An 18,680-nucleotide genomic window follows, 5' to 3' on the forward strand; every position below is an offset into this window, starting at 1 on the left:
TGAAAAAAAATCTCGGTTTAATTATCTTTTTAATGAAAAATGCCCTTTTTGCACTCGTCCATCTATCATATTTATGGTATACCAATAATCCGATGAAGGCATGTTAATTGCATTAAAAGTACCGTCCCAACCTTGAGAAGAAGAAGAAATTTGCTTTAATAATTTTCCATATCTATCAAAAATAGAAATAATTGTTTGATTTCCAAATCGTTCATCAAATCCTTTTACATTCCAAAAATCATTAATTCCATCTCCATTAGGTGTAAAAAACTTTGGCACACCCAAAACACTTATTGTTTCATTTGAAACTCCACAACCATTCAAATCATAAACAGAAGCAGTAAGCAATCCTGGTTGAACATCATAGAAAGTATTATCGTTTTGATAATTTTCTCCATCTATACTATATTGATAATCACCATCACCAGAAACCACTATTGTCAAGGTATTAGAGTCTATTAAATCTATAATTTGAATATCGTTAATTACTGCAATATTTGATGGGTTTACAATCATATTTCTTGTACTAATACACATATTAGAATTAGTAACTTCAACTGTATAATTACCAATATTTGAAGCTTCATAAGTGTATTGATTAGCTCCTAAAATAGGTTGATTTTCCAAATACCATTGGTATGTAAAATCTCCAATAGTTGTTTCATCCATTAAACCTGCATTTAAAGTTACTGAAGAACTAGAATCATCTGTACAAATAACTTTATCGAATGCTTCAATTTGGATATTTGGAATTGGATTAACAATAAAAGATAAAACTTCAGTTGTAAAACAATTTGCATTATTTGCATTAGTCACTTTCACAGTGATATCTTGCGTTATTGTTTCAAAGTTCCCAATAAAATTTGTTATTTGATTATTATTTTCATCAAAATATTCCACAATAACATCTGTTTGTGTGCCAATGATTATATTTTCAAAAGTAGAAGTATTGAATGAAACACTTCCATCTTGGAATGAAGGATCTGACTCATCATCACACTTAATTAATAAGTTGGAATCAATTGAATTAATCATTGGTCTTTCATCAACAATAAACTCAAGGGTTGAAGAAAAACTACATGCATTTGTTGTATTATTAGTTACAGTAACAGTTAAAGTTTGTGATGTTGTTGAAAAAGGATTGGGTAATGTATTATACACTAAATTATCTTCATCTGTGTAACTTACATTTACATTAGTCAAACCATTTAAAAATTCGTTTTCGATATTTGTAGTATCAAAATCTAATGTTCCATCATTATTATCATCGCATCCTTTAACTATTTTAGGAAGAACAATTGGCATACTTTCCACTTGAAGTGTAACATATTTTCCTAAACCAACACAATCATTGTTGACATCACTATCTATTCTAACATAAATATCTTGTGTATTTGGACTATTTATATTGTTATAATTTGACGTGTTTGTTATCGGATTAATTTCAGCTAAAGCATCGTTTAAATTTTCATAAAAAGTAACATTTACAACTTGTCCAGTAAACAAACTAGAAATAGTTATTGATGCACTACTAAAATTGAAATTCCCTATTCCATCCTCATTTGTTCCAAAAGTAGCATCACATTCAGTTATAACTATTGTTGAAAATGTAGCAGGAAGTTGAGTTGCGGCAACTGTTAAATCTAACTGTCCAGTTCTAAAACAATTATTAGTATTAGCTACTCTATAATAAATTGTTTGAATATTTACAGTTTGATTAGTAAAACTGATGTCATTTAAAATTGGATTTGTATTATTTTGTGCATCGGCTAAGGTTAAAAAATAAGTAAAGGTTAATCCTGAAGTATTGCTTATTATCAACTCATTTGCTTCTGTAAGATTAAAAGCACTAAATCCATCAGTATCATCATCACATTGTTTTAAACTTACTAGTGTATTGATTATTGGTCTTTCAATCACATTTATAGTTAATTCTGAAATATCAAAACAAGTACCTTTTTCTGTTCGCACATAGAAAAGATGAGTTCCAACTGATAAACTTAAATTTTGCCAATTTGTTATTTGATTAATTGTATTTGTCGCTTCAACCAATGAATTATAATAACTATATGTTACCGTTTGTGATCCAGTATAAATTTCATTATTGTGTGAACTTAAATCGTAATCAATCGTAGCTGTACCTGTATTTTCACATATTGTTGTAGAAACATCATTAGTTGCAATATTATCAAAAATAACATTGAAAGATTTAATTTCTGTACATTGAGCAGAAACTGAGCTTATTCTTGCATAATATGTTCCTTGACTTATATTTGTAATTCCAACTAACGGATTATTATTTAAAGATGCATCTTGTAAAGAAGCAAAATAAGTGATAAAGAAACCTGGAAAACTTGCTAAATAAGTGGCATCAATAACCGAAAAATCATATGGTTCTGAGTTATCTGCTCCTTCATCGCATAGAATTACATCAGGAAAGTTTGGGAAATTTAAATTTGCAAAAGGGTTTAAAATAGTAGCCGTTCCGTTCCAATTTAAAGAAAAAGGAGAACTTCCTACTGGTCTGTCAATCACTACAAAATAACTTTGACCAGCTAAAACATCTAATTGTCTTACAAAACTATTACCATTTTGACCTGGTCCTTCACTAGTATCTGTTGATGTAGCATTTAAACCTGTATGATTATTTGATTGACCAGCTGCTTGAGGATTTGTAGTAGAGCATCGAATTGGACTTCCTAAATTACCGCAATTTGATGCTGGACCAAATACCCAAAAATCATAGTCTTCGTTAATACTTGGGCTTTGAGGTATAATTGTAAAGCCAAGTGTACCCGGTTGATCTATAGTTACTCTTAACCATAATGAATTATTTTCTTGACTACTACATGATGGCGGATTAATCTCTTGAATACCAGCTCCAGAAACATTAAAAGAAACACTCTGATTATCGCAGGCCTGAATATAATTCTGGCAATCATTAGGCAAATTTTGGCTAAATGAAAAACAGAAGGATGCCAAAACGAAACAAAAGGATAATCTTTTTCTCATAACATTTCTCATAATTGGCATCAAATATAAGAAATTACAAGTTAGACGTTTAAAATTTGCTCTAAATTAATATTATCTGGAAGCCTCCCTACATTTTGAAGTTTTATAGAAGCTAGTTTTTGTGCAATTGTAATACATTGTTCTATTGGTTTTTTATTTATTTGAGCATATAAAAAACCAGTCCAAAATGCATCACCAGCACCAGTTGTGTCTTTTATCTCATTTATATAAATTGCTTCTTGAAAGAACACTCCTTTCTTTAAGTCTGAAACTACAACTCCCTTTTTACCTTTGGTTAAGCATATTATTGTAACACCTAAACTATGAAAATAATCAAAAATAAATTCTTCCGATTTTACTTCTCCAAAAAGTCTATAGCAATCATCTTCACTTAATTTAACTAATGGGTCGTTTAATAAATATTCATTTAAAACTCGTTTTGCTTCTCCTCTATCTGACCAAATTCTTTCTGAGAAATTAATATCTATACTTAATTGAACACCCAATTCTTTTGCTTTCTTTGCCCTATTTAAAATAGTTGTTCTTGCTGGATTCTTGCTTAATGCAAAACAAGTGGTGTGAAAAATTTTTGCTTTTTCAATACTATCATCTGTTAATTGTTCGATTGTTATATTACAATCTGCTTGTCTATAAGGAATAAAATCTGGTGTATCTGTCGATTTTGAAACAAAAATTACCGATGTTGGTTCGGTATCTATTTTTTTAACACTAGATACATCAATAGAGTTTGATTTCAATTTCCTAATAATATAATCTCCTAAACCATCTTGCCCACAAGAAGCTACAAGTAAAGGCTTTAAACCTATTCTTGATGCGTTAACCGCTACATTAGTAGGAGAACCACCTAAAAACCGATGATAATCTTTAGTTCTATTGATTGAGGTGTTAATTTCGTGACCAATAAAATCAATTAAAACTTCTCCTATGCATATAATATCTATTGATTTCAATTTACAGTAAGATTTTAAAATTAGTATATAAAGACTGATGTACTATAATAGTAGCTGCTGCACTCCATGCGCAAAAAGAAACTCCATTTGGCATTGAAGTATTCGAATTAAAATTTTCAAAAAAAGAAAAATTATTTAATGAATTAGCTTCATTTATTCTATCTAAAATTGCTTTTGCTTTCAACTCTTCTGATTTAAAGATTAATGCTAAACCAAAAAAACCATTTACCATTGGCCAATTTCCACCATTGTGAAATTCATAAGGATAATTTCTAAACTCATATTTGCAATTATCTTTTAGTAAGTTCCAATGTTCATCATTTTCAAAAATTGGAGGCCAAAAAGCAGGAAGTAATCCTAATTTTGTATTTAAAGCTAATTTATATGAATGGTTAATAATTTTATTTTGAGTTTTTTTTGTTCCAATATTTAACAATAACGCTAATGAATTTGCAAAAGCATCAAACTGGTTTTTATATCCTGATGGAGAGAAAGAACATGGCAAATAATCTTGAAAATCCATTTCGTAATAAGCTCTTTCATGAATTTTTTGCCCTTCAGAATTAGGTAAGAAATTAATTTCAATTTGCTCTTTAATTTTTTCAATTTTAATAGAAATAGTTTTGCTTTTTTTAAAATAGTTATAACATTTTAAAGCCCAAATACGAAGTAATTGATCGTATAAAACGTAACCATCAGTTATATATTCATCTGCCCAATTACCAGATAACGGAACATATATTAAGTGTCTATTATTAAACTCCCAAGCTTCTAATAACCGTAATGCTTTTTCTATTTCATTCTCATGTTTCCAAATAAAGGAATCATCTTTTGTATGAAAAGCATATTGGCAAACACCAATGACAAACCAAGTTACTGCATCAACTCTCCCTGCTAATCCTCCATAACTCACATCAACTTTATCTTCACCTACTAACACATTAGAAGGAATTGTTCCTAATTCATGTTGGTATTTAGCTAATGTTTCAAGTGTGTTTTTAAATGTTTTAATTATTTTTTCATCACCTGAAGCTAAAGCAGCTAATCCACAAATAACACCATCACGAGCCCAGACTCTTTGATAATTAGAAGTGTTTTCGGCACTTGCTAAAAAGCCATTTGGTGTTGACACTTTATGCAATAATTCTATTGCTTTATCATAGTATATAGTTTCCATGACTATTTATGCTTTCTTAATTTCTTTTTTATTCTTAATTAACATAGTACAAATTGAAGCTAGTGCTAATAAAACTCCTGCAAATGTTATTGCATTTCTTGGATCGTTATTTAAAAAGGTTCTTAATATATAACCAAATGAAAGGTTTTGTATAATCATTGGAATTACAATCATCATATTAATAATTCCCATGTAAACTCCATAACGTTCTTTAGGAATATCAGAAACCACCATTAAATATGGTATTCCCATCATACTCGCCCACCCAATTCCAAAACCTGTTATCGCGAAAAATAAGAAGTTTTTATTTTCTATATGAGGAAAAATAAGAAACCCTATAGCTGCTAATAACAAACAAAAAACATGCACCCATTTTGCTCCATATTTTTTTGCAAAACCAACTAAAGCAAATGCAATTAAAAATGTAACTACATTATACCAACCATTAACTAGACCTGTCCAACTTACCGCTTTTTCATAAGCCTCAGGATTAGATTTAGGAGTTGCATTCCAAACCGAAAGTGCTATACTTTTTGAGGAATTTTGCCAATAACAAAATAAGGCATACCACTGAAACAAATAAACTAAAGCCAGTTGCCACATTACTTTTGGCATAGCTCCAATAGCTAAAAAAATTTCAATTATAGGTTCAAAAAAACCATTCTTTTGGCTTTTCATTAATGCTAATTCTTCTGTTGTAGGAGGAATTTCTGAGGTAGTTTTCATGCTCCACAAAATTGACCCTATAGAGCAAACTGCTCCAAAGAAAAAAGAAGCGTAAACCCAAGTAGGTAATGATCCTGTCTTTCCAATAATAATTATAGGAAAAATGAATAGCGACAAATTAGCCAACGTTTGACCAAAACCTGTGAAAAAACTTTGCATTTGAAACCCAAGTGGCTGTTGCTCTGGAATTAATTTATCAGCTACAAAAGCACGATAAGGTTCCATTGCCATATTATTCCCTGCATCTAAAATCCAAAGTAAACTAGCCGCCATCCATAAAGAACTACTAAAAGGAAACGCTATTAAACTTAAACTACACAACAACGCACCAATTAAGAAATAAGGCTTCCTACGCCCCCATTTTGGATGCCAAGTCTTATCACTTAATGCTCCAATTATAGGTTGTACTAATAATCCTGTTACAGGACCAGCAAGATTTAATAACGGAATTTCATCTGGAGTTGCACCTAAAAAATCATAGATAGGATTTACGGCACTTTGTTGCAAACCAAAACTATACTGAATTCCAAAAAAACCAACATTCATGTTTAGGATTTGCCAAAAACTCAGTCTTATTTTTTTTATCATTATTCGCAATATATAAAGTTTGCTATTCCGTTTTAATTCAAATTATTAAAACAAATCCCATACCTAAATTCGCACGCTTTTAGGCATAGGGATTTATCTAATAAAAATCTAACTAAAATTTAAAATCTATATGACAAAGCCATTGATAATGATCTACCAGGTAAAGGTCTAGCTCTTACAATATTTGTTGTATTATCTGTTATACTTCCTTCTTCCGCTTCAGTAATTGCTAGCGTATCAAATAAGTTATTGCCAGATATATTTAGCGACAAATTTTTTACCAAAGTGAATTCAAAAAAACCATTTACAATAACAAAACCATTCATTACTAATTCATTACTATCTTGTGCAAATGCTTTTGTTTGTCCTATAAAGCTTAAACCAAATGTGTTTTTCTTTTTAGAAAAACTATATGTTGGTATAAAATTATACATTAATTTTGGTTGTCTTCTTGCTTCATTACCGTCATTAGGTCCAGAAGTAATTTCTGCTTTAGTATAAGTGAACGCTCCTCTAAGATTTAAGTCTTCTGTTATATTGTAAGAAGATTCTAATTCTAAACCTAAAGACTTGTAATCATTCTCAATGATACTATTTGATGTTGCTTCAAAACCTCCTTCTTCATTTGTTGTCGATTGAAAAGCAGTTACAAATACATAACCATTTGCGAATTTTCTTTTATAACCAATTTCTAATTGTGCTAAGAAATCTCTTGCATTAATTTTATCGCCATCTAGATAATTTAAACCTGAAAACAAAATTCTATCTGCTTTAGCAGAAGCACCTTTACTATATCTACCAAAAACAGAAGACTGCTCATTTAACAAATAATTAGCTCCAAAAGTATAGGACGCATAACTATAATCATAATCTACAGCCGTTGAATTAGCATTATCAATTGCAAATACATTTTGTTCAGGGTTTGAAATAGATCCATCATTGTTAATATCGTAAATTGTACTAGTTCCTCCAGCAAATGAACCATTAACTCTACCTTTATCGTAACGAATTCCACCTTCTACAATTAAATCATCATTTACATCTAAGGCCACATTCAAATAAGGAGCAGAAACATTATATTGTGTATCATAATTTCTAGCTAAGTTACCCCAAAATGGTGTTCCATAAGCATATAATCCGTTTTCAGATAATAAATTTCCTCCAGCATCAGTAACATTAATTAAACGAGGATTGTTATCAGACACTTCTTGAAGATAAGAGTTCCACAACCAAGAGATTGATACATTTTGAATTGATTTAAAATAACCTGCTGTTATTCCTAAACCAATTTCATTAAATCGTTTTGACACTCTCAAATCATTCATAAAGTTATTTAAATTATTTAATTTAGCATCAAACATATGAATTCTTGAAACTAATCCATTAGCAGTATTAAAAGGTGAACCATCATTAGCATAAGTCAAAGTTGAACCCACTCCAAACGAATCTGCAATCTCAGTAGCAGTTGCTACTTGTGCTGGAAAAGGAGCAATAAACTGTCCGCTATTAGCTGAAAATCGACCGTTATTATTCACTTTCCAACCTTCTCCTAAATCGAAATCCAAATTGGCTCCTATAGATTTTGAAACAGGATGCATTCCGTCACTTACTGCAGTTCTATTTAATTGTCCATCTGGGCCTAGAGCTACATTATGATTTAAATAAATTGACTGTTGTGTCCCAGAAGTGGCATCATATCCATTAACGCGTCCCCAATCAGGATTTGAATTTGTTCCCGTTACTTGAATAGGCATTGGCATATAAGCTACTGCTCTATCGTTTAAAAATTTAGTATAAATTGTAATAGATCCTTTTTCAAATTCTTTAGTAATATTAAACTTTACTTGACCACCATTATTAGCTGTAAATCCTGGACTTCTTACACCTTCACCTAATCTATAAAAACCTCCTGCATGAAAATATAATCCTTCACCTATTTTAGCACCATATTCTAAATCTGTCCTAAAAGAATTGTAATCTACTCCAAAAGTTGTTGCTAAACTTCCTCCTTCTATTTTACCTGTTTTGCTAATAAAATTAATGATTCCACCAGGTGAATTAGACGATAAAGTTGATGCAGAACCACCTCTAATGGCTTCAATTTTAGCAACATTTCTATCAAATCTTGTAAAAATATCTGCTGTTGCAAAAGACATATCTCCATATAAAAGCACTGGTAATCCATCTTCTTGTATTTGCAAATATTTTGAACCACCAGAAGAGATTGGCACACCTCTAACAGAAATATTTGAATTTCCTTCTCCACCTGAAGATTCTGAACGAATACCTGGAATAGTTCTAAAAATTTCTGCTGTAGACCTAGGAGCTGTCTGTTCTACTTGCTCAACATTAATCGATGTAATAGAAACACTAGATTTTAATTTTGTTGCTTTATTTACAACTCCTGTAACAATAATATCTTGTAATTGCGTTGCATCTTCTTCTAAAACAAAATCTAAAGTCGTTTCTCCATTAATAAGAATTTCCTTCTTTATTGTTTTAAATCCAAGATACCTTGCAACAACAACAACATTTCCAGATGGTACATCATCAATTACATAATTACCCTCAAAATCTGTTGAAGCACCTTTGGACGTATTCTCAATGGTTAGATTGACTCCAAATATTGCATTTCCAAAGTCGTCTTTAACCTTTCCAGATAACTTTCCATTTTGAGCAAATGAAAAACTCATTGAAAAAAATAAAATGAAATAGGAAATTTTTTTTAAACTAAAATTCACTTTCATGATGTAAAATTATTTAAGTTAATTGAAATTTTTGATTTTATTATTTCGAAATTATCATTTTTTTTACACTAAAATTACATTTTTAATCATCGAAAACGTTTTCGATTTTACGAAAACGTTTTCGATTTTTGTTTTGCTTTTTTTTTATCATATTTGTACAATGAATAACGTAACACTAAAGAGAATAGCTGAAATTTTAGGGATTTCAATAACCACTGTTTCTAAAGCCTTAAAAAACTATCCAGATGTGAGCAAAAAAACTAAAAAAGCAGTTTTGGATCTTGCAAAGGAACTTAATTATACTCCAAATAGTTTTGCAGTTAATTTAAGAACAAAAGAATCTAAAACTATTGGATTAATAATTCCTGAGGTAGTTCATCATTTTTTTTCTAATGTTATTAATGGAATTATTGATGAAGCAGAAAAAAATGGTTATTTAGTCATTACACTTCAATCAAACGAATCTTTGGAGTTAGAAAAAAAGCAAGTAGAATTATTACTTAATAAAAGAGTTGATGGCATAATTATGTCACTTTCCAATCAATCCAATTTTGACAATCATATTAAAGAAATTATTTCAAGAGGAATTCCATTAGTCTTATTTGATAAAATCTCAAAACTTGTTAATTGTTCCAAAGTAATTATTGATGATAAGAAAGCTGCTTTTGAAGCTGTAGAACATTTAATTATAAAAGGCTGTAAAAAAATAGCCCATATCCGTGGTCCAATAAACCCACAAAATGCTATAGATCGTTTTTTAGGTTATAAAATGGCATTAGAAAAAAACAACATTCCATTTGATCCAAAATTAATTTATACTTGTGAAAAAGTAACATTTGAAGAAGGTAAAACTTTTGCAAGAGAAATTATAGAACAGCACAAAGATATTGACGGCATATTTGTAATTACTGATTTAGTAGCTGTTGGAGTTTTGGCTTATTTTAATGAAATTGAAATTAAAATTCCTCAACAAATTAAAGTAATTGGATTTAGTAATTGGTTTATGTCTCAAGTTATTACTCCAAAATTAAGCACTATTGACCAGCCCAGTTATGAAATGGGCGTTCAATCATTCAAATTATTATTTGAAGAAATGTCTCATAAAAAGAAGGGAACTTTATTTTTACCAAGAACCATTTTACTGGATACAACAGTAATAGAAAGAGATTCGACTAACAATTCTTAACCTTTTAAAAAATCTATATTCCTTTTAAGTCCTTCAATTTTAGTTCGTTTTACCGCAGAATTTTTAAAAATTTTATTAAATGTTTCCGTGGTTATTTCTTCCCAATCTTTTTTTGAATAATTTAAAATTGCTTCATTTGGTTTTAATAAAGGCTCATTATGCGATTTAGAGAAACGATTCCATGGACACACGTCTTGACAAACATCACAACCAAAAGCCCAATCATCAAACTTTCCTTTCATTTCATTTGGCAAATTATCTTTTAGCTCTATAGTAAAATAAGAAATGCATTTACTTCCATCTACCACATAAGGAGCAACTATGGCTTCTGTAGGACAAGCATCTAGACAAGCAGTACACGTTCCACAATGATCTGTTGTAGTTGTATCATATTCTAAATCTAAATCGATTATTAATTCGGCAATAAAATAAAAAGACCCTACTTTTTGCGTAATTAAGTTACTGTTTTTTCCTATCCAGCCTAAACCACTTTTTGCTGCCCAAGCTTTATCCAAAACTGGTGCTGAATCTACAAAAGCTCTTCCTGAAACTTCTCCTATCTTTGTTTGAATAAAGTGTAATAATTCTTTTAGTTTTTCTTTAATTACATAATGATAATCTTGTCCGTATGCATATTTTGAGATTTTATAAGAATTCTTATTCTGAATTTCAGATGGATAATAGTTCAATAATAAAGAAACAACACTTTTAGCATCATCAACTAATAATGTTGGATTTAATCTTTTGTCAAAATGATTTTCCATATAACTCATTTGACCATGTCTATTTTTATTTAGCCAACTTTCTAATCGTGGTGCTTCTTCTTCAAGAAATCCAGCTTTTGAAATTCCACAGGATAAAAATCCAAGTCGTTTAGCTTCTTCTTTAATGCTTTGGGTATGTCTTTCTTTAGCATTCATTATCGGTTCTTAAACTCTAAAATAGCTTCAAATGGTTTTAATGTAATTAATGGCTTTATCTGAATAGTTTCCTTTTTTTCTAGAATTTTAAATCGTTCAACTACTGTAATTATAGTCAAAATCATTTCATACATAGCGAAATTATTGCCTATACACATTCTTTGTCCAGCTCCAAAAGGATAATAATTCTTAGAAAATTTTACATTTTCATTTAGAAAACGTTCAGGAATAAATTCTTCAGGTTTTTGCCAAAAATCAGGATGACGGTGAATTTCGTAAACCGAAAACAATAAATTGGAACCTTTTGGTAAACTAAAACCATTAAATTCATCAGCTTCTTTATTTATCCTATCTATAAAATAAGCAGGTGGAAATAGTCGCATAGCTTCTTCAATTACTAATTTTGTATAATTAGCGTTTTTTAACCAATGCATGATATCTGAAGATTCATTTTTAATTTTTTGAACTTCTTCTAAAATCTTGCTTTGTGATTCTGGATTTCGAGCCAATAATTCGCAGGTAAAAGTCAAAGCATTTGAAGTTGTTTCGTGTCCAGCAGCAAATAATATTAAAATTTCATCTAGCAATTGTTCTTCATCCATAGAACTTCCATCTTCATAACGAGCATCAAGTAACATGTCTAACAAATCATTTTGCTTTGAACTATTTTGTTTTCTTTGATTAACCAATCGTTTTAAAATAGCTCTAGATTCATTAATTAAATCAATATGAAATTTTATTTTTCCTGATAATTTAAACCACCAGCCTAAATATGGTTGACGCAACTCTTTAACAAGCATCTGCTGAGTTATCTCTGTAGTATGTTGTAATTTTTTAATCTCTTCATCCTTAATTTCTGAACTAAATAATGATTTCACAACTGTTTGAAAAGCTAAATCATTAAATATTGGAAAAATATCAATTGGTTTATCAACAACTATCTTATCTAATTCTTTTTGAATAATAGCATAAATCGTATCTAATAATAAAATTAGCTGACTTTTATGAAAAGCTGGTTGGATTAATTTTCTTTGTCTTTGCCATTTTTCACCTTCCGCAGTTAATAAACCTTTTCCAATATACTTTGCTAAATCTCGAGTTTGAATAGGTGATTTTGAATAGTTTTTTTGATTTTTTTGTAGCACATAACTCAAAAAATCAGCATCTCGAGTAAAAATAACTGATTTACCAAAACCAATTTTTAATCTAAAAGAATCTCCATGTAATAAAAAATTAGCTTTATGAAAAGGTAAAGGATTACGTAATATAGTAAGAGAATGTTTAAGGAATTTAGGCAAAGAAACTTCAGGAAACTGTTTTAAATCACTCATGCTTTTCATTTACTATTAAAAAAGTCCACCTTGAAGATTAGTCTTTATTCGTCCTAAATGCTTATAAGCCTTTTCAGTTACTTCTCTACCTCTAGGTGTGCGCATTATAAATCCTTCTTGAATTAAGAAAGGCTCATATACTTCTTCAATTGTTTCTCCATTTTCAGAAACTGCTGTTGCTAAAGTTGTTAACCCAACTGGCCCACCTTTAAACTTATCTATAATTGTAGTTAGGATTTTATTATCCATCTCATCTAAACCATTTTCATCTACATTTAATGCTTTTAAAGCATACTTTGTTATTTCAACATCAACTCTACCATTTCCTTTTATTTGTGCAAAATCTCTAACACGTCTTAATAAAGCATTTGCGATTCTAGGAGTTCCTCTACTTCTACCAGCAATTTCTATTGCAGCTTCTATATCAATCTCCACTCTTAAAATGGAAGCACTTCTTTCAATAATAGTAGCTAATAATTCTTTATTATAGTATTGTAATCGACTTTGAATTCCAAAACGAGCACGCATAGGTGCAGTTAGCAACCCTGATCGAGTAGTAGCACCAACTAATGTAAAAGGATTTAAATTAATTTGAACAGTTCTTGCATTGGGTCCACTTTCAATCATGATATCAATCTTGTAGTCTTCCATCGCTGAATATAAATACTCTTCAACAATTGGACTTAGTCTATGAATTTCATCAATAAACAAGACATCTCTTTCTTCAAGATTAGTTAACAATCCTGCTAAATCTCCTGGTTTATCCAAAACAGGCCCAGAAGTAATCTTAATTCCAACACCTAGCTCATTAGCTAAAATATTAGCTAATGTCGTTTTTCCAAGACCTGGAGGACCATGAAACAAAGCATGATCTAGAGCTTCATCTCTTTGATTGGCTGCTTGTACAAAAATTTTTAAATTATCTAAAACATGATCTTGACCTGCAAAATCATCAAAAGACAAGGGTCTTAATGCCTTTTCTATATCCACTTCTTGTGGAGTAAAACGCTCTTTGCTAGGATCTAAATTCTCATTCATACAGCAAATATAAGCAAACTTAAAAACAAAAAACCTCTCCGAAAAGGAAAGGTTTTTAATATATTTTAAAAATCTTAGTGATGTAATTCTTCTTCACCCTCTTTCATAGGAGTAATTTGAGAAACAAAATCTTCATCATGACCTGGCTTACTGTAATCGTAAGGCCAACGATGTACTTCTGGAATCTCACCTGGCCAGTTTCCATGAATATGCTCAACCGGTGTAGTCCACTCTAAAGTATTAGATCTCCATGGGTTTTGAGATGCTTTTTTCCCATAGAACATGCTGTAAAAAAAGTTCCAGAAAAACACTATTTGGAAAACAGCACCAACTATAGCAAAAACAGTAATTAACACATTCACATCAGCTAATTCATCAAATAAAGGAAATGCTGAATTAGTATAATAACGTCTTGGTAAACCAGCCATTCCAATAAAGTGCATTGGGAAGAAAACTCCATAAGCACAAACAGCAGTTACCCAGAAATGAACATAACCTAACGTTTTATTCATCATCTTTCCAAACATTTTTGGGAACCAATGATAAACACCAGCAAAAAATCCGTAAAGAGCAGAAATACCCATTACTAAGTGAAAGTGAGCTACAACGAAATATGTATCATGAACATTAATATCTAAAGTTGAATCACCTAGGATAATCCCTGTTAAACCTCCTGTAATAAAAGTAGAAACTAAACCAATAGAAAATAACATTGCTGGATTTAACTGTAAGTTACCTTTCCATAGTGTTGTAATATAATTAAACGCTTTAACAGCAGATGGAATAGCAATTAATAGGGTTGTGAAAGTAAACACAGATCCTAAAAATGGATTCATTCCTGAAATAAACATATGGTGCCCCCAAACAATTGTTGATAAGAATGCAATTGCTAAAATAGAAGCAATCATCGCTCTATAACCAAAGATAGGTTTTCTTGAATTTGTTGCAATAATTTCTGAAGTAATACCTAATGCAGGTAACAATACAATATAAACTTCAGGGTGACCTAGAAACCAGAATAAGTGTTCAAATAATACTGGTGAACCACCTTGATAATGTAATACTTCACCTTGAATAAAAATATCAGATAAGAAGAATGATGTTCCAAAACTTCTATCAAAGATTAATAATAAAGCAGCTGAAAATAAAACTGGAAACGATACTATACCAATAATTGCAGTAACAAAGAATGCCCATATTGTTAATGGCAATCTTGTCATAGTCATCCCTTTTGTTCTTAAATTAATTACTGTTACAACATAATTTAAAGATCCCATTAATGAAGAAGCAATAAATATAGCCATAGAAACCAACCATAAAGTCATCCCTAAACCTGAACCTGGAATAGCTTGAGGCAAAGCGCTTAATGGAGGATAAATTGTCCATCCAGCTGATGCAGGACCTGATTCAACAAAAAGAGAACCTAACATGATTACTGAAGATATAAAGAACATCCAATATGATAGCATATTCATAAATCCAGAAGCCATATCTCTAGCACCAATTTGTAAAGGAATAAGAAGGTTACTAAATGTTCCACTTAGACCAGCTGTTAATACAAAGAATACCATTATAGTTCCATGTATTGTAACTAATGCCAAATAAATATCATTACGCATTACACCTCCTGGTGCAAAATTTTCACCTAAAAGAAATTTAAATAGTCCAAAAGATTGTTCTGGCCAAGCAATTTGCATACGGAATAAAATAGAAAGTAAAACTCCTACAATTCCCATAATCAAACCTGTTATAAGGTATTGCTTAGCAATCATCTTATGATCTAAACTAAAAATATATTTAGTAATAAATGTTTCTTTATGATGACCGTGTTCGTGTGCTGACATAATCTTATATTATTTTAATATCTTAATCTATTTAATAATTTGAGCTACAACTTTTGTAGAATCCGTAACAATTTCAGCAGGTACAACCACTTCTGGAACTGGAATTACTTCTGGTTCAGGAGCATTAGCCTCTGCCCATTGAGAAGATAAAGTAGGTTTTTCACTTAACCAAACTTTAAAATCTTCAGGTGTATCTACAACAATTTTCATTTGCATATTATAATGAGATGCTCCACATATTTTATTACAAAGTAGAAGGTAATCAAAAGTATAAGGTTCTAAAGCTTCTTCACCTTTAGCCACTAATTCAATACTTTTTTTAGCTCTAATCTTATTTATCTTATCAACTTTTGCAATTATTGCTTCATCTTCGCGCATCTCTGCAGTTGTCATGTTAGGAACAAATGCAAACTGAGTTATCATACCAGGAACACAGTTCATTTGAGCTCTAAAATGAGGCATATAAGCTGAATGTAATACATCTTGTGAACGCATCTTAAAAACTACCTTTTTCCCTTTTGGCAAATGCAATTCATTAACAACTTTGTCATCTTGAGCTGCTGGATCTGACAAATCAACTCCTAAAGTATTTATACCCTCTATAAAACGAATATTTGCTTTCCCTAAGGTATTATCTTGTCCAGAATATCTTGCTTCCCAACCAAATTGTTTTGCGTATAATTCTACATAAATAACTTCCTCTTCTTCATCATAATACATGATATCATTCCAAGTATATAATCCATAAAGAATTAATCCTGCTAAAACAATAACTGGAATGATTGTCCATATAGCCTCTAATTTGTTATTATCTGCAAAGTAGAGTGCTTTTTGACCTTGTTTTCCTCTGTATTTAAATGCAAAATAATGTAGTAAAAATTGAGTTATCGTTTGTACAAAAAATATTAAGTACATTGAAATAGCCATTAAGTTATCAACATCTGCACCATGTTCTGAAGCAGGTGTTCCCAAAACTAAATCACCCCATTTTAATAATGAATAAATAGTAAAAATATAGATAAAACCAACAAACGCAAACATCAAGTATCCATTAATACTATTATCTTTATCGTTTGCAACTTCAGAATCACCTGAATTTGAACCTACTTGAGTTAAATCGAATATTTTAGTTAATTGCCAAATTGCAATTCCAATTAAAACTAAAACAAAGAATATCAATAAACTTGTCATTTGTTTATTTCTTTAAATATTAATAATGAAAATGTTTGCTCTCCTCCATAAGTGGATTTCCTTTAGCAATTAATGAAGCTTTTGTTAATGTGGTAAACACTACAAAGATAAATAATCCTAAAAAGAAAGCTATTGAACCTAGTTCTGCCCAACCAATGAACCATTGATCTCCAACAGTTGCAGGCATAATCATATTGTAAAAATCAATATAATGGCCACATAAGATAACGATACCAGCCATTACAATAATCCAAGACAAACGTTTAAAATCTGTATTGATTAAAATTAATAATGGGAATACAAAATTCATTACTAGCATACCAAAAAATGGTAATTTATAATTTTCTATTCTGAAAACGAAATAAGTTACCTCTTCAGGGATATCCGAATACCAGATCAACATAAATTGAGAAAACCATAAATATGTCCAAAAAATACTAATACCAAACATAAACTTAGCTAAATCGTGTATATGACTCGTATTAACATTTTCTAAATAACCTTTAGATTTTAAATATAATGTAACTAAAGCTATTACAGTAATACCACTTACAAAAAAACTAGCAAATACATACCATCCAAATAAAGTACTATACCAATGTGGATCTACAGACATAATCCAATCCCATGACATAATAGATTCTGATACTATAAAGAATACTAAGAATCCAGCTGCCCATTTAAAATTCTTTTTGTAAAAAGAAACATCGGTAGCATCATCTTGTGCTATAGAGTTCTTTCTTGATATATATCTATAAAGATTCCAACCTCCCAAAAACATGATCGCTCTTATTAAAAAGAATGGAACATTTAAATATCCTGATTTTGCTTGTAACAAATGGTCTTTGGCTACTTCAGCTTCGTCCATCCAAACAAAAAGATGATTAAAATGGAAGCCCGAAAGAACTAAGAATATAAAAAATATGATTGAACCAGGCAATAAATAACCTGTAATTCCTTCCATCACTCTAAATAAAATTGGAGACCAACCTGCTTGTGCTGCTTGTTGAATAGCGTAAAATGCTAAAACACCAACTGTCAAAAGCATAAAGAAAATACATGCTACATAGAAAGCTGACCAAGGTTTATTTTCTTGTTGGTGTAAAACATGTTCTAAATGAGCATCTTCATGACCACGAGACTCCTGTTTAACATCTGATTTATGAGCATGAGCATCAGACGTAACTTCATGGTTAGCATGTGACTCTTGCGTACTAGCTTTACCATGATGACCATCATGAGCATTTTCTATCATTTCTTTAACCTCTTCCTTATTTGGTACTGAAACAAAACCAATACCAATTCCTATGATTCCTAAAACCATTAGAACTAATGAAAAAGTTTTTAATTTACTTGAAAACGTATACATATTAATAATTTTCAAAAAAGTGTTTTACAATTATAATTCGGACTTCAGTTTTAAAACGTAATCTGTCACTTGCCATCTTTCTTCTTGCGTTAATTGATTTGCATGTGAACCCATAGAATTTAATCCATAAGTAACTACGTGATAAATACTTCCTTCAGTTATTTCTCTATCTTTATAGCTAGGGACACCTAGGAATTTTTCTCTTTTTACTAAATTTCCTTTTCCATCCCCTTTTTCACCATGACAAATAGCACAATAAATATTGAATAATTCTTTTCCTCTCTCAGGAGATTTAGAAATAGAATCTAATGGAGATTTTAATGTCTCTTTTGCCAAAGCATAACCTTCAGTTGTATTAGGAATTTCATAAGGAACAAAACCTCTTTTTATAGAGCCAGGAGCTGGCAGTTGTCCTTCTTTACCATTTTTAAAAACATCATGCTCAGAATACGTCTCATATGAAACGGATTCATACATGTTAGGAAAAAACTGATAGTTTGGTTTGCCCTTATCATGACATGACGTTGCCATAAAAGTTAAACCTGCTATTGCTACTATTTTATATAAGCTCTTCATATCT

13 protein-coding genes are annotated in these 18,680 nt (G+C 30.5%); 1 reads left to right on the forward strand and 12 read right to left on the reverse strand.

From position 1 onward, the window contains the following. Positions 1-21 precede the first annotated feature (21 nt). The 5 genes from ACULEV_RS14630 to ACULEV_RS14650 all read right to left on the reverse strand — a co-directional run bounded on the left by ACULEV_RS14630 (position 22) and on the right by ACULEV_RS14650 (position 9,167). On the reverse strand, positions 22-3,012 hold the full coding sequence (locus ACULEV_RS14630; RefSeq protein WP_445455783.1) for a T9SS type B sorting domain-containing protein: 2,991 nt from the start codon (positions 3,010-3,012) through the stop codon (positions 22-24). Between the two features lie 41 nt (positions 3,013-3,053). Beyond that, entirely contained in the window at positions 3,054-3,983 is a 930-nt protein-coding gene (locus tag ACULEV_RS14635; RefSeq protein WP_445455784.1) for a carbohydrate kinase family protein, read from the reverse strand. A 1-nt stretch (position 3,984) separates the two neighbouring features. Then, positions 3,985-5,160, reverse strand: a complete 1,176-nt coding sequence (locus ACULEV_RS14640; protein WP_445455785.1) for a glycoside hydrolase 100 family protein — start codon at positions 5,158-5,160, stop codon at positions 3,985-3,987. A 6-nt stretch (positions 5,161-5,166) separates the two neighbouring features. Beyond that, the gene (locus ACULEV_RS14645) at positions 5,167-6,474 is read right to left on the reverse strand and encodes an MFS transporter (protein WP_445455786.1); all 1,308 of its coding nucleotides are present in this window, start codon (positions 6,472-6,474) and stop codon (positions 5,167-5,169) included. Between the two features lie 119 nt (positions 6,475-6,593). Beyond that, the gene (locus tag ACULEV_RS14650; RefSeq protein WP_445455787.1) at positions 6,594-9,167 is read right to left on the reverse strand and encodes a TonB-dependent receptor domain-containing protein; all 2,574 of its coding nucleotides are present in this window, start codon (positions 9,165-9,167) and stop codon (positions 6,594-6,596) included. Positions 9,168-9,381: 214 nt separating this feature from the next. Here ACULEV_RS14650 and ACULEV_RS14655 point away from each other — a divergent pair, with 214 nt between their 5' ends. Then, the gene (locus ACULEV_RS14655; RefSeq protein WP_445455788.1) at positions 9,382-10,407 is read left to right on the forward strand and encodes a LacI family DNA-binding transcriptional regulator; all 1,026 of its coding nucleotides are present in this window, start codon (positions 9,382-9,384) and stop codon (positions 10,405-10,407) included. On the opposite strand, the gene queG is transcribed toward ACULEV_RS14655, so the two are convergent. From queG to ACULEV_RS14690, 7 genes are all read right to left on the reverse strand, one after another. After that, positions 10,404-11,327 (reverse strand): tRNA epoxyqueuosine(34) reductase QueG, encoded by a 924-nt coding sequence (queG, locus tag ACULEV_RS14660; RefSeq protein WP_445455789.1) that lies wholly within the window; start codon positions 11,325-11,327, stop codon positions 10,404-10,406. The two genes, ACULEV_RS14655 and queG, sit on opposite strands and share 4 nt — an antisense overlap. Continuing rightward, a complete protein-coding gene (locus ACULEV_RS14665) occupies positions 11,327-12,658 on the reverse strand; it encodes a cytochrome P450 (RefSeq protein ID WP_445455790.1) in 1,332 nt (443 codons plus the stop codon). The genes queG and ACULEV_RS14665 overlap by 1 nt, the downstream gene beginning before the upstream one ends. A gap of 15 nt (positions 12,659-12,673) precedes the next feature. Then, positions 12,674-13,696, reverse strand: coding sequence for a Holliday junction branch migration DNA helicase RuvB (gene ruvB / locus ACULEV_RS14670; protein ID WP_445455791.1), 1,023 nt, complete (start codon positions 13,694-13,696; stop codon positions 12,674-12,676). A gap of 74 nt (positions 13,697-13,770) precedes the next feature. Next, positions 13,771-15,540 (reverse strand): cytochrome c oxidase subunit I, encoded by a 1,770-nt coding sequence (locus ACULEV_RS14675; protein ID WP_445455792.1) that lies wholly within the window; start codon positions 15,538-15,540, stop codon positions 13,771-13,773. Positions 15,541-15,567: 27 nt separating this feature from the next. Then, a complete protein-coding gene (locus ACULEV_RS14680) occupies positions 15,568-16,731 on the reverse strand; it encodes a cytochrome c oxidase subunit II (protein WP_445455793.1) in 1,164 nt (387 codons plus the stop codon). Between the two features lie 19 nt (positions 16,732-16,750). After that, a complete protein-coding gene (locus ACULEV_RS14685) occupies positions 16,751-18,100 on the reverse strand; it encodes a quinol:cytochrome C oxidoreductase (protein WP_445455794.1) in 1,350 nt (449 codons plus the stop codon). Between the two features lie 30 nt (positions 18,101-18,130). Then, positions 18,131-18,676, reverse strand: coding sequence for a c-type cytochrome (locus tag ACULEV_RS14690; RefSeq protein WP_445455795.1), 546 nt, complete (start codon positions 18,674-18,676; stop codon positions 18,131-18,133). Positions 18,677-18,680: the final 4 nt, after the last annotated feature.

It is taken from the genome of Flavobacterium sp. HNIBRBA15423 (assembly GCF_052655965.1).

Excerpts from the sequence above, each read along its gene's own strand:
- ACULEV_RS14665 (WP_445455790.1), bottom strand. The coding sequence starts at position 12,658 with ATGAGTGATTTAAAACAGTTTCCTGAAGTTTCTTTGCCTAAATTCCTT.
- queG (WP_445455789.1), bottom strand. The coding sequence starts at position 11,327 with ATGAATGCTAAAGAAAGACATACCCAAAGCATTAAAGAAGAAGCTAAA.
- ACULEV_RS14640 (WP_445455785.1), bottom strand. The coding sequence starts at position 5,160 with ATGGAAACTATATACTATGATAAAGCAATAGAATTATTGCATAAAGTG.
- ACULEV_RS14690 (WP_445455795.1), bottom strand. The coding sequence starts at position 18,676 with ATGAAGAGCTTATATAAAATAGTAGCAATAGCAGGTTTAACTTTTATG.
- ACULEV_RS14685 (WP_445455794.1), bottom strand. The coding sequence starts at position 18,100 with ATGTATACGTTTTCAAGTAAATTAAAAACTTTTTCATTAGTTCTAATG.
- ACULEV_RS14630 (WP_445455783.1), bottom strand. The coding sequence starts at position 3,012 with ATGAGAAAAAGATTATCCTTTTGTTTCGTTTTGGCATCCTTCTGTTTT.
- ACULEV_RS14645 (WP_445455786.1), bottom strand. The coding sequence starts at position 6,474 with ATGATAAAAAAAATAAGACTGAGTTTTTGGCAAATCCTAAACATGAAT.
- ruvB (WP_445455791.1), bottom strand. The coding sequence starts at position 13,696 with ATGAATGAGAATTTAGATCCTAGCAAAGAGCGTTTTACTCCACAAGAA.
- ACULEV_RS14655 (WP_445455788.1), top strand. The coding sequence starts at position 9,382 with ATGAATAACGTAACACTAAAGAGAATAGCTGAAATTTTAGGGATTTCA.
- ACULEV_RS14675 (WP_445455792.1), bottom strand. The coding sequence starts at position 15,540 with ATGTCAGCACACGAACACGGTCATCATAAAGAAACATTTATTACTAAA.
- ACULEV_RS14650 (WP_445455787.1), bottom strand. The coding sequence starts at position 9,167 with ATGAGTTTTTCATTTGCTCAAAATGGAAAGTTATCTGGAAAGGTTAAA.
- ACULEV_RS14680 (WP_445455793.1), bottom strand. The coding sequence starts at position 16,731 with ATGACAAGTTTATTGATATTCTTTGTTTTAGTTTTAATTGGAATTGCA.